A 14,710-nucleotide genomic window follows, 5' to 3' on the forward strand; every position below is an offset into this window, starting at 1 on the left:
GCACCTCCCAGCGCGGAGACCGCTGGCGACGCCACGCCGCTCGGAGTGCCGTCCAGCCCGGCCGCCGCCACACCGACGGCGGATCCTTCCCCGGTTACCCTGGGCGAGGGTGTGGCCCCGGCTCGACTACGGGTGCCGTCCATCGAGGTGGAGGAGGATCTCATCGGCCTGGGCCTGCAGGAGAACGGTGCCATGGAGGTGCCCGCGGACTGGGACCGCGCCGGATGGTTCACGGGCGGGGGCAAGCCAGGCGGACCCGGGCCGACCGTGATCGCCGGGCACGTGGACTCGCCTACGGCGCCGGCGGTGTTCTTCCGGTTGACGGAACTGGAGGTCGGCGATGCGATCGAGGTGACCGACGCGGAGGGCACTGTGCATGAGTACGCGGTGTACCGGGTCGACGATCTGCCTAAGGATCGCTTTCCGACCGCTGAGGTGTTCGGGGCACTCGCCACGGACGAGCTACGTCTCATCACCTGCACCGGGGAGTTCGACCAGTCCACGCTGACGCATGCGGACAATCGAGTGGTCTTCGCGTCGCCGGCGGACACCCTCGCCGGGGACTGAGGGTCGGGGGAACTGGCGCTCAGTCTCCGGCCCCGCAGGCCCTCCGTGCCTGCGCCCAGACCCCGGACCGCCGGCCCACTCAGGGGCCACGGCGCACGCAAAACGGCCGCCCACCCCGGAGGGTGAGCGGCCGTTTTAGAGTCTGATCAGATCAGAGGGGGCGGACCGACGAGGCCTGCATGCCCTTGTCGCCCTGAGTCGCCTCGAACTCGACCTTCTGGTTCTCCTGAAGTTCGCGGAAGCCGCCGCCGTCGATGGCGGAGAAGTGCACGAAGATGTCAGCGGAGTTGTCGTCCGGGGCGATGAAACCAAAGCCCTTTTCAGCGTTGAACCACTTGACTGTACCGGTGGCCATGGTGGCCTCTTTTCTTTAGGGTGCTAAACCCGCCGGTTTTCCAGCGGGGGCGAAGCGGTGTGTACATACCGCTTCCCCAGCGCCCCAGCCGACCCGAAGGCCGCCCGGTCCGCAGTGGTGACGGACTTACTGCATCTACTACAACTACTTCTGACCACCACTGTACGGCATCACGGCCGTCCTGGGAACCACCGCGAATGCCCGGCACCCTCGGCGCTCCGACGAGGCCCCGAACCTGCTGCTCCCGGGCGGTTCCGCGGCATCGACACCGCACCGGAATAAAACCTGAGCTACACGCGCTCATGTTTCTTGCATCCCCGCGCTGGATTCGGGAACATTCTGACGTCACTCGTCGTTACTTGAGTTGAACACACTCAACTATCGCTGGAAACACACCTCAGGGAGGACACTTTGCCCGCATTCTTCGGCCCCGCCGGTTCCAACGGCGACTCCTTTGACGACTTCTTCGCCCGCTACCTTCAGGGTCAGCGGCCCGGTCGGCAGGGACGCCCCGTGGACCTCACCCGCTTGCTGAGCAAGCGGACCCACGACGTCCTGGCCGCCGCGGCGGCCTTCGCCGCCGAACGCGGCCAGACCGACGTCGACGCGCTGCACCTCCTGCGCACCATGCTGGGCCAGGATCCAGCTGCCGCCGCCGTGCGCCAGTCCGGCGCCGACCCGCAGGCCCTGATCGCCGCCGTCGACGAGCGCCTACCGGCCCCGAGCGAGCGGAAGGACACCACCTCCGCGGCGTCTCTGAACCCCTCGGCCCAGAAGGTGCTGCTGGACGGTTACCAGGTGGCCCGGGGTTTCGGTTCCACCTACATCGATCCGGAGCACGTGTTCTTCGCGTTCGTGCTGAACCATGACTCCCCCTCCGGCCAGCTCCTGCACCAGGCGGGCGTCACCCCGCAGTCCCTGCAGTCGGCCGCCCAGCAACAGCTGAATCAGCAGCACCAGCAGCAGGGTCAGCCCGGCCAGCAGTCCACGGGACAGGACTCCGAGGGCTCGGTCCTCGAGAAGTTCGGCCGGGACCTGACCGCCGAGGCGAAGGCCGGCCGATTGGATCCGGTGATCGCCCGGGCGGACGAGGTGGAGCAGACCATCGAGGTGCTGGCCCGCCGCACCAAGAACAACCCCGTGCTGATCGGCGAGGCCGGCGTCGGCAAGACCGCCATCGTGGAGGGCCTGGCCCAGGCCATCGCGGACGGCGAGGTGCCCGCCCAGCTGCGGGACCACCGCGTCATCGCCCTGGACCTGGCCGGCATGGTCGCCGGCACCCGCTACCGCGGTGACTTCGAGGAACGGCTCACCGGCGCCATGGACGAGCTCGCCGAGGACAGCAACACCATCGTCTTCATCGACGAGTTGCACACCATCGTCGGCGCCGGCGGCTCCGGGGAGTCCGGCGGCATGGACGCCGGCAACATCCTCAAGCCCCGCCTGGCCCGTGGTGACCTGCACATGGTCGGTGCCACCACGCTGAAGGAGTACCGCACCATCGAGAAGGACGCCGCCCTGGAGCGGCGCTTCCAGCCGGTCACCGTCGGCGAGCCCTCTGTGGAGGACGCGGTGGAGATCCTCACCGGGCTGGCCGATCGCTACGCGGACCACCATCAGGTGACGTACACGGACGAGGCGCTGCGCGCCGCCGTCGTGCTCTCGGACCGGTACATCACCGACCGGTTCCTGCCGGACAAGGCCATTGACCTGATCGACCAGGCCGGGGCTCGGCTGTCCCTGAAGCGCGGCCCGGAGCACGACGCCGGCCCGGCCGTGGACATGGACGCGCTGCGGTCCCAGCTCGCCGCGTTGGAGGCCGAGAAGAACGCGGCGGTCAACGCGGAGGACTACGAGCGCGCCTCCGAGCTGCGGGACGAGGTCAACCGGATCGGCGAGCAGTTGGCCGAGGCCGCGGCCCGTCGCGAGCGGAGCGCGGAGGCCGGCGGGGACTCCGTGGTGGACGAGGACGCCATCGCCGAGATGGTCTCCCGCGCCACAGGTATCCCGGCCGCCCGGATGACGGAGGCGGAGAAGTCCCGCCTGGCACGGCTGGAGGACGAGCTCCACGCCCGGGTGGTCGGCCAGGACGACGCGGTCGCTGCGATCGCGAAGTCCATCCGCCGCTCCCGGACCGGGATGGCGGATCCATCCCGCCCGGTCGGCAGCTTCCTCTTCCTGGGCCCGACCGGCGTCGGCAAGACCGAGCTGGCAAAGGCCCTGGCGGGTTCGCTGTTCGACCACGAGGACGCGATGGTCCGGTTCGACATGTCCGAGTTCGGCGAGCGCCACACGGTCTCCCGCCTGGTCGGTGCCCCTCCGGGATATGTGGGCTATGACGAGGCCGGGCAGCTGACCGAGCGGGTGCGCCGCCGCCCGTACTCGGTGATCCTGCTGGATGAGATCGAGAAGGCCCACCCGGACGTGTTCAACCTGCTGCTGCAGGTGCTCGACGACGGCCGCCTCACCGACGGCCAGGGCCGCACCGTGGACTTCCGCAACACGGTGCTGATCATGACCTCCAACCTCGGCTCCGAGTTCATGTCCTCCGGCGGGGGGCCGCTGGGCTTCGTCTCGGCGGATGCCGAGGCCGCACAGCGGGACCTGCGGCAGAAGGTGATGGGCCGGGTCAAGGAGTTCATGCGGCCGGAGTTCCTCAACCGGATCGACGACACCGTGCTGTTCTCTCCGCTGTCCGCGGTGGAGCTGCGCCAGATCGTGGGCCTGCAGCTGGGTGATTCCGAGCAGCGGCTCGCCGCCCAAGGCATCACCCTCGAAGTGGATGACGCCGCCCGCGACTGGATCGCCGAGGCCGGTTACGAGCCGGCCTACGGTGCCCGCCCACTGCGACGGGTCATCCAGCGCGAGCTCGACGACCGGGTGGCCGACCTGCTGGTCTCCGAGGCCGTGGCCGACGGTGATGCCGTGCGGGTGACCGTGGCCGACGGGCAACTGGCGGTGCGGCCCGTGCGGGCTCGGATGCCGGAGGCACTGGCGGCCTGAGTGGGAGAAAGCGTGAGTGGCTGACACCCATGCGTTACGAGCACGCCGTGCGTCGAAACACGCCGATGTAGTCACCGACCGGTGTGCCCGTAACTACAAGGCGGGGGCGTTCGTTGACTGATGTCAGCGAATGCCCCGGCCTATTTTCGTGGTGCGGCGGTCCTCATCGGCTGGCAACGGCTCATCGCATCGCCGTACGGGTGGATTCCTTAGGGCCAGTACAGGGACATCGGGTTGGTCACCAGCAGGGCCTGTTGCTCGGCGGCGGTCGGCGCGATCTGCGGGATGTATCCCAGCAGCAGCGCGTCATCCGGCATGTGCGAGCGGAGGTTCGGGTGGGGCCAGTCCGTGCCCCACAGGGTCCGCTCGGGGAACTCGGCCATCACCCGGCGGGCGAAGGGGACGACGTCGGTATACACCTCGCGTTGTCCGTCCACCGCGTAGGGGCCGTTTTCCGTGAGCCGCTCGGGGCAGCTGACCTTGACCCAGGCGTCGGTCCGCTCGACGAAACGGAGAAAGGAGGAGAACTCGTCCGAGTCCGCGCCCTTCCGGACGTCAGGCCGGCCCATGTGGTCGATGACGAGTGGGACACCGAGGCCCGCGAACGTGCCCTCGAGTTCAGGCAGGTCCTCGGGCTCGAAGTAGAGGACGAGGTGCCATCCGAAGTCGCGGATCTTGTCCGCCACCAGCCCGAGTTCCTCAAACGGCTGGTGCTGCACCAGCCGTTTGACGAAGTTGAAACGCACCCCGCGGACGCCCCGTTCGTGCATGGTGGCCAGCTCTACGAGCGTCACATCTGCACCCACGGAGACCACACCGCGCGCGGTATCGCCGAAGTCATCCAGGGCGTCCAGCAGCGCGGCGTTGTCCCGCCCGTGGCAGGTCGCCTGGACGATGACGTTCCGGGAGACCCCCAGGTGCTCCCTCAGGTGCCGCAGGTCAGCCTTGCTCGCATCGCACGGCGTGTACTTCCGCGCTGGCGAGAACGGGAACTTCGTTGCGGGGCCGAAGACATGGCAATGGGCATCCACTGCTCCCTCCGGGAGGGTGAAAGCGGGCTCGCCCCGATCCTTCACCCAGTCCAGCCAGCCGGCGGTCTGCTCAGATTCGGTCACCCGTGATTCTCCTGAGTCGATTCGTGCAGCCGGTGGTCGAGCTGCGATCCGCGGCCGGTCTGCGCCTGGCAGTTGACCGTGTGAGGCCACGGTAGCCGACGTCCGCGCTGCGGGCATCAGCCCCAGGGGTTCTCGATGCCGATGTACTGGGTCGTGGTGTACTCGCTGAGCCCTTCGGCACCGCCCTCGCGGCCCAGGCCGGACTGCTTGACACCGCCGAACGGAGCGGCGGCGTTGGAGATCACCCCGACGTTGAGGCCCATGAGACCGAACTCGAGGCGGTCGCCGATACGCAGTCCGCGAGACAGGTTCTCGGTGAACACGTAGGAGGCCAGACCATATTCGGTGGAGTTCGCGATGGACACGGCCTCATCTTCGTCGGTGAACGTCACCACGGGGGCGACGGGCCCGAAAATCTCCTCGCGGACTGCACGGGCGTCGGCGGGGACGTCACGGAGCAGGGTCGGCTCGAAGAAGTACCCGGGCCCGTCCACGCGTTTGCCGCCGGTGACGATCTGGGCTCCGCGCTCGACGGCGTCGGTGACGAACGCCTCCATGGAGTCTCGGGCTCTGGCCTCGACCAGCGGGCCTACCGTCACCCCGTCCTCGACGCCGTTGCCGATGGTGAGGGAGGCCATGCTCTCGGCCATCTTCTCGATGAACTCGTCGACGACCGATGCGTGGACGAGCAATCGGTTGGCGGCCGTGCAGGCCTCTCCCATGTTGCGCATCTTCGCCGCCATGGCACCAGACACGGCCTTGTCGATGTCGGCGTCCTCGAAGACGATCAGCGGCCCGTTGCCGCCGAGTTCCATGGAGGTGCGCAACACGTTGTCGGTGGCCAGTTTCATGAGCTGCTTGCCCACGGGGGTGGAGCCCGTGAACGAGACCTTGCGCAGGCGCGGGTCAGCCATGATCGGCTCCGAGACATCGGAGGCGGACTTCGACGAGACCACGTTGAGGACCCCGGCGGGCAGGCCTGCGTCCAGCATGATCTGGGCGAAGTACTGCGAGGTGAGCGGGGTCAGGCGGGCGGGCTTGAGCACCATGGTGCACCCGGCGGCCACGGCCGGAGCGACCTTGCGGGTGGCCATGGCGAGCGGGAAGTTCCACGGGGTGATCAACAGGCACGGACCCACGGGCTGATGCCTGACCAGCATGCGCAGGGTGCCCTCAGGAGCGTCCTGGTAACGGCCGTAGTCGCGCACGGCCTCCTCGGCGAACCAACGCAGGAACTCCCCGCCGTATCTCACCTCCCCGGCGGCCTCGGCCAACGGCTTGCCCATCTCCAAGGTCATCAACAGCGCGAGATCCGAGGACCGCTCGTGCACGAGGTCGAAGGCTCGTCGCAGAATCTCCGAGCGCTCCCGGGCCGGGGTGCGAGCCCAGGACTCCTGGGCCTCAGCGGCGGCATCCATGGCAGCCTGGCTGTCTTTCCGGGTGGCCGAGGCCAGGGTGGCGATGATCTCGCCGGTGGCCGGGTTCTCCACCTCGAAGGTTCCTCCGTCCGAAGCGTCCCGCCACTGGCCGTCGATGAGCAGCCCTGTGGGAGTCTTGGCCAGGACCGCATCGATGCGGGCTTGGATGCCGGTGGCCTGAACGAAGGTGTCGGTGATACTCATGATGTGGCCTCTCCATGCCATGGCGGATACTGACGGGTGCTTCGAGGGTTTCTCACGGGTAGAGACCCCGGGTGCGGTGGGCGTCGGCGACGCGTTCGACGGCGGTGACAGTGGCGGCCTCGCGCAGCGTCAGCTGACGGGTGGCAGCGACATCGAGCAGGCGGTTCCAGGCCTGCAACATCCGTGTCTCCAGGCGGGCGTCGACCTCGGCGTGGGTCCACCAGTAGGCCTGGTTGGATTGCACCCACTCGAAGTAGGAGACGATGACACCGCCGGCGTTGGCCAGGATGTCGGGGACGACCAGCACTCCGGCTTCGGTGAGGATCCGGTCGGCCTCAGACGTCGTCGGTCCGTTGGCGCCCTCGACGACAACCTTCGCTCGCACGTGGTGGGCGTTGGCGCCGGTCAGCGTGCCTTCCACGGCCGCGGGGATGAGCAGGTCCACGTCCAGAACCAGCAATTCCTCCCCTCCGAGGGCTTCCGACTCGGGGAAGCCGACGACGGAGCCAGTGGTGGCCACGTGGTCCTGGAGGGCGCGGATGTCCAGGCCGCCCGGATGGTGGACGCCCCCATACTGGTCTGAGACGGCCACGACCTTCACTCCGGCCTCGGTGAGGAAGAGAGCCGCGTCGGCCCCGACCTTGCCGAAGCCCTGGACGGCCGCGGTCGAGGCCGACCGCTTCAGGCCGCGGTGTTCCAGGGCCGCCAGGGCGATGTGGACGACGCCGGCCGAGGTCGCCGAAGCCCGCCCCAGGGACCCGCCCAAGGACACGGGCTTGCCGGTGACCACGCCGGGAACGGTGTAGCCGGACGAGACCGAGTAGGTGTCCATCATCCACGCCATGGTCTGCTCGTCGGTGCCGACGTCTGGAGCGGGAATGTCCTTGTCGGGGCCGATGATGGGCAGGATCTCGGTGGTGTAACGCCGCGTCACCCGCTGCAGTTCGTCCGGCGAGTAGCGCCGGGGGTCGATGGTGATTCCTCCCTTGGCCCCGCCGTAGGGAACATCGAGCAGAGCACACTTCCACGTCATCCACATCGCCAGGGCGCGCACCTCGTCCAGGTCCACGGTCGGCGAGTACCGCAGTCCGCCCTTGGCCGGTCCCCGGGAGAAGTTGTGCTGAACCCGGTGGCCGGTGAGCACCTCCACGGATCCGTCATCTCGGCGCAGTGGGATGGACACTGTCATCTCGCGGCGCGGGGAGGCCAACAGCTGATGCAGCCCGGGTTCATAGCCCAGCGCGGCAATGGCCGTGGCCAGCTGGGCCTGAGCGTCAGCCAGGGGCCCGGTCCTCAGGGCCGGCGGTGCCGAGTGCAGTGAGAGTGAATCCAGTACGTCGGTCATCACGGCATCCTCCTCGCGAGTGTGGTCGTTTCTGGGCGGGCGGGGCGCATGGTCAGCGGCTCGCCCGGAGGGCGTCTTCGAGGACCTCGAGGCCTTCGTTGAGCAATCGTTCGTCGATCACCAACGGCGGCAAGAGGCGGATGACGTTGCCGTAGGTGCCGCAGGTGAGAATCAGCACGCCCTGCGCCAGGCAGGCTGCGGCGACGGCCTTGGTGGTCTCGGGGTCCGGCTCGGTGGTGCCGGGTTTCACCAGTTCCAGGGCGAGCATCGCGCCGCGACCGCGAATGTCCCCGATCGGCCCCTGCGCGCCACCCAGTTCCTCGGCCAAGGCCCTCAGTCTGGCCAGCACGATGTCCTCGATGGCCTGGGCCCTGCCGGCCAGGTCGAGCTCGCGCATGGTCTCCAGGGTCGCCAGGGCGGCGGCGCAGGCGACCGGGTTGCCCCCGTAGGTGCCTCCGAGACCGCCGGCGTGGACGGCGTCGAGCAGCTCGGCGCGACCGGTGACCGCGGACAGGGGCATGCCGCCGGCAAGGCCCTTGGCCATGGTGATCAGATCCGGGACCACGCCCTCGTGCTCGGAGGCGAACCAGGCCCCGGTGCGGCAGAAGCCGGACTGGACCTCATCGGCGATGAACACCACCCCGTTCTCACGTGCCCACGCGGCCAGCGTGGGCAGGAACCCCTCGGCCGGGACAATGAAGCCGCCCTCGCCCTGGATCGGCTCGATCAGGATGGCCGCGGTGGAGTCCGCCCCGATCTGCTTCTCGATCTGGGTGATGGCCCGCTGAGCCGCCTCTGGACCGGTCAGTTCCGGGTTCTCCTCGCGGTACGGGTAGCTCATCGGCATGCGGTAGACCTCCGGGGCGAAGGGCCCGAAGTTGCTCTTGTAGGGCATGGTCTTGGCGGTCAGGCCCATGGTGAGGTTGGTGCGCCCATGGTAGGCGTGGTCGAAGGCGACCACGGCCTGTCGACCGGTGGCCAGGCGGGCGATCTTGACGGCGTTCTCCACGGCCTCGGCCCCGGAGTTGAACAGGACGGTGCGCTTGGCATGGTCCCCCGGGGTCAGTCGTGCCAGTTCCTCGGCGACCTGGATGTACCCCTCGTAGGGCGTGACCATGAAGCAGGTGTGGGTGAAATGCCCGACTTGATCCTGCACTGCTGCCGCCACCGCCGGTGCGGAGGCGCCGACGCTGGTCACCGCGATGCCGGAACCGAGGTCGATGAAGGAGTTTCCATCCACGTCACGGATCACGCCGCCGTCAGCGTCAGCTGCGTAGACCGGCATGCTGGAGACCGCCCCGGCTGCCACCACCGCGGCGCGGCGTTCCTGCAGTTCGCGTGAAGCCGGGCCGGGGATCTCCGTGGCCAGCTCCCGCCGCTGCGGAAGACGACTCTCGAGGGCCGGAAGAGACGGGGAAACGGTCAAAGACATGGCTGACTGCCTTTCGAAGGAGGAGACTCCGCGGAGATCCGCGGCCTGTCACCGTCGACACTATTCAGGCATGAAGTGAAATGATGCCCAGTTCTTCGCAAGAAAGTGTGCACATGTGACAGTGAGTGCAGTGCCCGGCTCAAAACAGGGCCGCGGGGCGGGGGCTTTGGTCAGTTGCCCGGAAGATGAAGCGCGATCCAGAGGTCCGCTCTCCACTGCGGATCGTCCAGAGACCGGCCGTAGGCCTTTTCGATCAGTTGCAGCTGGTGCAGAAGCGTATTGCGGTGGACCCCTAGATCCTCCGCCGTCTGGCGTCGGTTGCCGTTGTGGGTGAGGAAGACGCGCAGTGTCCTGAGCAACCTCGTCCCCGCGGGCCCTTGAGAGGACAGCGGCTCCAGCAACTCGTGCGCCCACGCGCGGGCCGCCCCGGGAGGCAGCAACCCGGCCACTCCGCCGGCCACCACGTCATCCCACGTGCCGATCCGCTGGCGGGCGGCCGTACGGTGGAGAGTGTCGATGGCCTGCCCGTGGCTCGTGGCAGCGTCGTCGAGGGACGAACTTCCCCCGATGCCGGCGCGAAGATCGGCCACCTCGACGATCCTTCGCAGTGCGGCCAGGGTGGTGTGCGCATCCTGGAAGAGGACCGCGGTGTCCATCTCACCCGATCCCTCGGCATCAGCGGGCGCGAGGGTACCCGTGAGGATCCGATGACCGGTGCGGTCCTCGTGGTCTTCAAGCCGACGAAGAGCCATCTGTAGGCGTTCGGCCTTCCCGCGAAGACGTCCAGCACGGACCCTTCGAACGGTGCCGCCCCACGGGGCGTCTCCCGCGACCGCCAGAAGAGCGTCGCTGGCGCGGACATCACCACCGAGCAGGAGCGCGAGGGCTCCCGCCCGGATCCGGCGCCTGGACAGTCGTTGCTCCGCGGTGCGCTCGGCGTGCAGGGAGAGCAAGGCCACGGCGGTGGTGATCGTTGCAGCGTGCAACCGCTCGACGGGTCCGGTGAGGACCACCACGAGATAGCTTTGCGGATCGCCGTGAACCCCCAGCGGATGGACGACGATGCTGCCCCGCGGGCCCGACTCGCTCAGGGAACCCCGCAGTCCGGCACTTCTCAGACGTCCGATCATCTGCTCAAGACTCCGGTCCGATGGCACTGCCGGGGCGTTCACCGCGGAACTCTCCTGGATCTCTCCGTCGGCGGTGCACATGGCCGCCCACGCCCCGGGTATCAGCGTGGCGAGGCTCCGGAGGACCTGCAGCGAGCCGTCAAGGGCAGTGGCCGCCCGGGTGAGGGCACGCTGGTGCGTCAACGTGGCTTCCAGGGCGGTACGTTCTTCCGCCGCCCGCAAGCCTGCCACCTCTTGGATGATGCGCAGAAAGGGCGTGCGTTCCGGTACCTCGAACAGGGTGAGTCCGGCTCCGTGTGCGGCTGTGGCCAAGTCCTCCGGAACGCGCTTCCAGGTGAGAAGATCACCGACACCTAAACCCAGAGCTACCACCCCGCGGTCCACCAGACGCTGGACGTACTCCTCCCAGTCTCGACGGGCGGAGGGGCCGCGCAGGCCGGTAGAGAGGATGATCTCTCCACCATTGAGGTAGAGCGTGGGATCGACCAGTTCGCTGGTGGCGACCCAGCTGACCGGCAGCGAGGTGTCTCCGGAGACCACCGGCCGCAGGCCCAGACCGTGAAGGCCCAGCACCTGGGCGACCGAGATCACTGGCGGGCACTCCTGGGAGCGGGTGGGATCAGTTGTCGCGTGGCCTCGAGCAGCGCCCTGAGCCCCAGCTCGAAGGGAGCATCGGCGTACGGGTTGCGTTCGGTGGGTGCCCGCGCCGGACCCTCCTGGTCTGGGCGCACCTCCTCCGCAGGTGCGGCCATCGTGGAGGTGAAGGAGTCGACGGCGAGCTGAAAGGCCGGGGCGTCCGCCTCGCCCGGTTGGGAGGTGAAGATCGAGGCCGGGGCGTGCACGTCCATGGCCGAGCCGAACAGGAACGACTCGAAGGCGATGATGACTGACACCACCTGCGGGGTCGGAACTCCGCTGTGGCGCAGCGCAGCGGCCACAGCGTCGTACATCCGCCGGGTCGTCGGCGCCCCGGAGATCGGCAGGGTGGCGATGAGCGGGATCAGCGTGGGATAGGACGCGAAAACCTCTCGATACGACCGGGCCCATTCAGCCAGCGCTGCCTCGAGCGTCCCGCGCCCCTCCAGCAGGTCCTCCAGGGCGCTGACGTCCACGAGTCCCATGACGGCGTCCTGCAACAGCGCGGTCAATTCGGCTTTGCTGCCGATGTGGTTGTACAGCGCAGACGCTGCCACTCCCAGGCGGCGGGACAGTGCCACCATGGTCAGCTTCCCGGTGCCGTCATGGGTCACCAGTTCCAAGGCCGCCGCGGCAATCCGCTCACGGTTCAACACGGGCGTCACCGGCCTTCCGGCCTGCCGCCGGCGCACGTCAGCCATGTCACCGCCCCATCTCCCGGTCATGGCGCCCGGTGCAGGCGCACCGGATCAGTTTACGAGGTACGGGAGACGGACTGGATGACCGTCCTGATCTCCTGTCCCACTGGATGCACTGGATGCACTGGATGCGCTGGGTGCACTGGGTGCACTGGCGATGGCGTCCGGCCAGTCCAGCCATGCGGTGCCATTCATTGACGTCAAGGGCGCCACCGCAGGCTCATCTGCCACGCCCTGGTACGCCAAAACCAGACCGCAAGGTGGTCTATGCAGCCGCCTGGCAGAGGTGTACTGTGTCACAAAACGAACGGGATTCATTTACAGGAGCACCCCATGAGCACCACTGCCCCCACTCCTCCCATCGGTTCAGCCGCTGACGTTCCGACCATCGAACGCGACGTGGTGGTCATCGGGGCCGGGCCCGCCGGCCTGATGGCCGCCCGGACCCTCCGGGCATCCGGCCGCAGCGTGGCCGTCCTGGAGGCCCGCGGCCGCGTGGGCGGCCGCACCTGGAACGGCAGGGTGACGGACGACGCCGGCCAGGAGCATTTCATCGAGATCGGCGGCCAGTGGATCTCCCCGGATCAGGACCGCCTGATCGAGCTGGTCGACGAATTGGGCCTGGAGACGTTCTCGCGATACCGCGAGGGCGCCTCCGTCTACGTGGCGCCGGACGGAACCCGCCACACCTACACCGGCGACCGCCTGCCGGTGGCCACCCGGACCCTGGAGGAGATGGAGCGGCTGATCGGACTGCTGGACGACCTCGCCACGGAGATCGGTGCCACCGAGCCGTGGGCAGCCGAACGCGCCGCCGAGTTGGACTCCATCTCGTTCCGAGCCTGGCTCGGCACGCATTCGGATGACCCGGAGGCCATCGACAATGTCTCGATCTACGTCGCCTCCGGCATGCTCACCAAGCCGTCCTACGCCTTCTCCACGCTGCAGGCCGTGCTCATGGCGGCCTCCGCCGGATCCTTCTCGAACCTGGTGGACGAGGACTTCATCCTGGACCAGCGCGTGGTCGGCGGCATGCAGTCGGTGTCCCTGAGACTGGCCGAGGAGATCGGGGATGATGTGTACCTGTCCTCCCCCGTGCGGCAATTGGAGTGGGCGGCACCGGACCCGTCCACCGCGGATGCGCTCAACGGCGTGGCGGCCGACGTGCGTGACGGGGTGCCGGAGAACGGACCCGAGGGCGAGGTGGTGGCCCATTCCGACCGCGTCATCGTCCGGGCGAAGAACGCGGTGCTGGCCGTGCCGCCGAACCTCTACTCACGCATCCAATTCACGCCCCCCATGCCGCGCGAGCAGCACATCGCCCACCAGCACCTCTCCATGGGTCTGGTCATCAAGATCCATGCCGTCTACCAGACCCCGTTCTGGCGCGAGGAGGGCCTGTCCGGCACCGGCTTCGGCGGCGGACGCCTGGTCCAGGAGGTCTACGACAACACGAATTACGGCCCCAATCTCGCCGGCGGTGAACCCGGCACCGAGGATCCCTACGGCACCCTGGTCGGATTCATCTCGGACGTGCACGCCGAGCAGATGTGGGCACTTCCGGCCGATGAACGGCGGCGGCAGATCCTGCAGGCGATGGCGGACTACCTGGGACCGAAGACCCTGGAACCGATCGCCTTCTACCTCTCCGACATGGCGGCAGAGGAATGGACGCGCGGTGCCTACGCGGCCAGCTATGACCTGGGCGGGCTGCACCGCTGGGGCCACCTGCAGAACCGGCCCACCGGCCCCATCCACTATGCGTGCTCGGACATCGCCGCCGAGGGCTACCAGCACGTGGACGGCGCGATCCGCATGGGTGAGGCCGCAGCACGGCAGATCCTCTCTCAAACCAGCCGTCCGGCGCTGGCGGGGACGACGCGCTGATGACGCGCCACCTCCTGGTCGGCTACCAGGCGACCTCCACCGGACGGGACGCGCTGAACCTGGGTATCGCGCTGGCCCGTGAGCAGGACGCCCATCTGCACGTGGTGATTATCGCCCCACAGGACAGCGCGTATGCCGGGATCTATCCCCACGACCGCGGCTACGTCAGCATCCTCGAACAGCAGCTCGGCACCTGGCTCGACGAGGCGCTGGCGTCGGTGCCCGGCGACGTCCCGGCCACCGGACACGTCATCACCGCCGAGGCCGACGCCGAGGGCCTGCTGGCAGCGGCCGGGCAACTGGGCTGCTCCATGATCGTCATCGGCGGCCGCAGCGGAGGCCTCCTGCGGCGATACCGCCTCGGCTCGGTCGCCACCACGCTGCTGCACGCCGCACCGCTCCCGGTGGCCCTGGCCCCGGCCGGCTACCAGCACAGCGGCCCGGTGGGCCGGCTGACGATCATGTTCGGGCCACGGCCGGGCGCCGTCGACGTCGTCGGCCTGGGCATCAGGGCCGCCCACCGCCGGTCCATCCCGTTGCGGCTGGTCTCCCTCGTGCTGCTCGACCAGCCCCCTGCTCCCGACGCGGACACCGACGACCGTTCCAGCCGGCATGACCAGGAGGTCCTCGATTCGGTCACCCGGTACGCCAACCGGCGCCTCGCCGAGGAAGCCGCCGAATTGCTGAAGCACGGCCTGGCGTCCACGGTGGTCTCCACCGGGCGAACCGTGGACCACGCCATGGATGAACTGGACTGGCAATCGGACGAGGTCGTCGTCGTCGGATCCTCCCGTCTGGCCACGCGCGGCCGGCTGTTCCTGGGCAGCACGGCCGCCCGCATGCTGCGCACCGTCCACGTCCCGGTGGTGGTCGTCCCCGCCGGCCACACCGGAGCCCCCACTGCTGAAAGTGATCACTGA

General features: G+C 68.5%; 11 protein-coding genes. 4 read left to right on the top strand and 7 right to left on the bottom strand.

Features of this window, described 5'->3' with window-relative positions; translation table 11 throughout:
- Positions 1-567, top strand: a 567-nt coding sequence (locus RUH65_RS06665) for a class F sortase (protein ID WP_313816528.1), incomplete at its 5' end; no start/stop codon positions are given.
- Between the two features lie 151 nt (positions 568-718).
- On the opposite strand, the gene RUH65_RS06670 is transcribed toward RUH65_RS06665, so the two are convergent.
- Entirely contained in the window at positions 719-922 is a 204-nt protein-coding gene (locus RUH65_RS06670; protein WP_115932196.1) for a cold-shock protein, read from the bottom strand.
- 411 nt (positions 923-1,333) lie between these two features.
- Between RUH65_RS06670 and RUH65_RS06675 the strand changes: the two genes are divergently transcribed.
- On the top strand, positions 1,334-3,925 hold the full coding sequence (locus RUH65_RS06675) for an ATP-dependent Clp protease ATP-binding subunit (protein WP_313816529.1): 2,592 nt from the start codon (positions 1,334-1,336) through the stop codon (positions 3,923-3,925).
- Between the two features lie 209 nt (positions 3,926-4,134).
- On the opposite strand, the gene RUH65_RS06680 is transcribed toward RUH65_RS06675, so the two are convergent.
- From RUH65_RS06680 to RUH65_RS06705, 6 genes are all read right to left on the bottom strand, one after another.
- Positions 4,135-5,040, bottom strand: coding sequence for an amidohydrolase family protein (locus RUH65_RS06680; protein ID WP_313816530.1), 906 nt, complete (start codon positions 5,038-5,040; stop codon positions 4,135-4,137).
- Between the two features lie 116 nt (positions 5,041-5,156).
- The gene (locus RUH65_RS06685; RefSeq protein ID WP_313816531.1) at positions 5,157-6,662 is read right to left on the bottom strand and encodes an NAD-dependent succinate-semialdehyde dehydrogenase; all 1,506 of its coding nucleotides are present in this window, start codon (positions 6,660-6,662) and stop codon (positions 5,157-5,159) included.
- Positions 6,663-6,714: 52 nt separating this feature from the next.
- The gene (locus tag RUH65_RS06690) at positions 6,715-8,007 is read right to left on the bottom strand and encodes a Glu/Leu/Phe/Val dehydrogenase (RefSeq protein WP_313816533.1); all 1,293 of its coding nucleotides are present in this window, start codon (positions 8,005-8,007) and stop codon (positions 6,715-6,717) included.
- A gap of 52 nt (positions 8,008-8,059) precedes the next feature.
- Complete coding sequence (gene gabT / locus RUH65_RS06695; protein ID WP_313816534.1) at positions 8,060-9,439, bottom strand: 4-aminobutyrate--2-oxoglutarate transaminase; 1,380 nt, start codon at positions 9,437-9,439, stop codon at positions 8,060-8,062.
- A gap of 170 nt (positions 9,440-9,609) precedes the next feature.
- Entirely contained in the window at positions 9,610-11,160 is a 1,551-nt protein-coding gene (locus RUH65_RS06700) for a PucR family transcriptional regulator (protein ID WP_313816535.1), read from the bottom strand.
- Positions 11,157-11,906 (bottom strand): TetR/AcrR family transcriptional regulator, encoded by a 750-nt coding sequence (locus tag RUH65_RS06705; RefSeq protein WP_313816536.1) that lies wholly within the window; start codon positions 11,904-11,906, stop codon positions 11,157-11,159. Before RUH65_RS06705 ends, RUH65_RS06700 begins: the two co-directional genes overlap by 4 nt.
- Positions 11,907-12,236: 330 nt before the next feature.
- On the opposite strand from RUH65_RS06705, the gene RUH65_RS06710 reads away from it, so the two are divergent.
- Together RUH65_RS06710 and RUH65_RS06715 are read left to right on the top strand one after the other, a co-directional pair.
- Positions 12,237-13,790, top strand: a complete 1,554-nt coding sequence (locus tag RUH65_RS06710; RefSeq protein ID WP_313816537.1) for an FAD-dependent oxidoreductase — start codon at positions 12,237-12,239, stop codon at positions 13,788-13,790.
- Entirely contained in the window at positions 13,790-14,710 is a 921-nt protein-coding gene (locus RUH65_RS06715) for a universal stress protein (RefSeq protein ID WP_313816538.1), read from the top strand. The genes RUH65_RS06710 and RUH65_RS06715 overlap by 1 nt, the downstream gene beginning before the upstream one ends.

Source organism: Citricoccus sp., from assembly GCF_032154715.1.
Taxonomy (GTDB): Bacteria; Actinomycetota; Actinomycetes; order Actinomycetales; family Micrococcaceae; genus Citricoccus.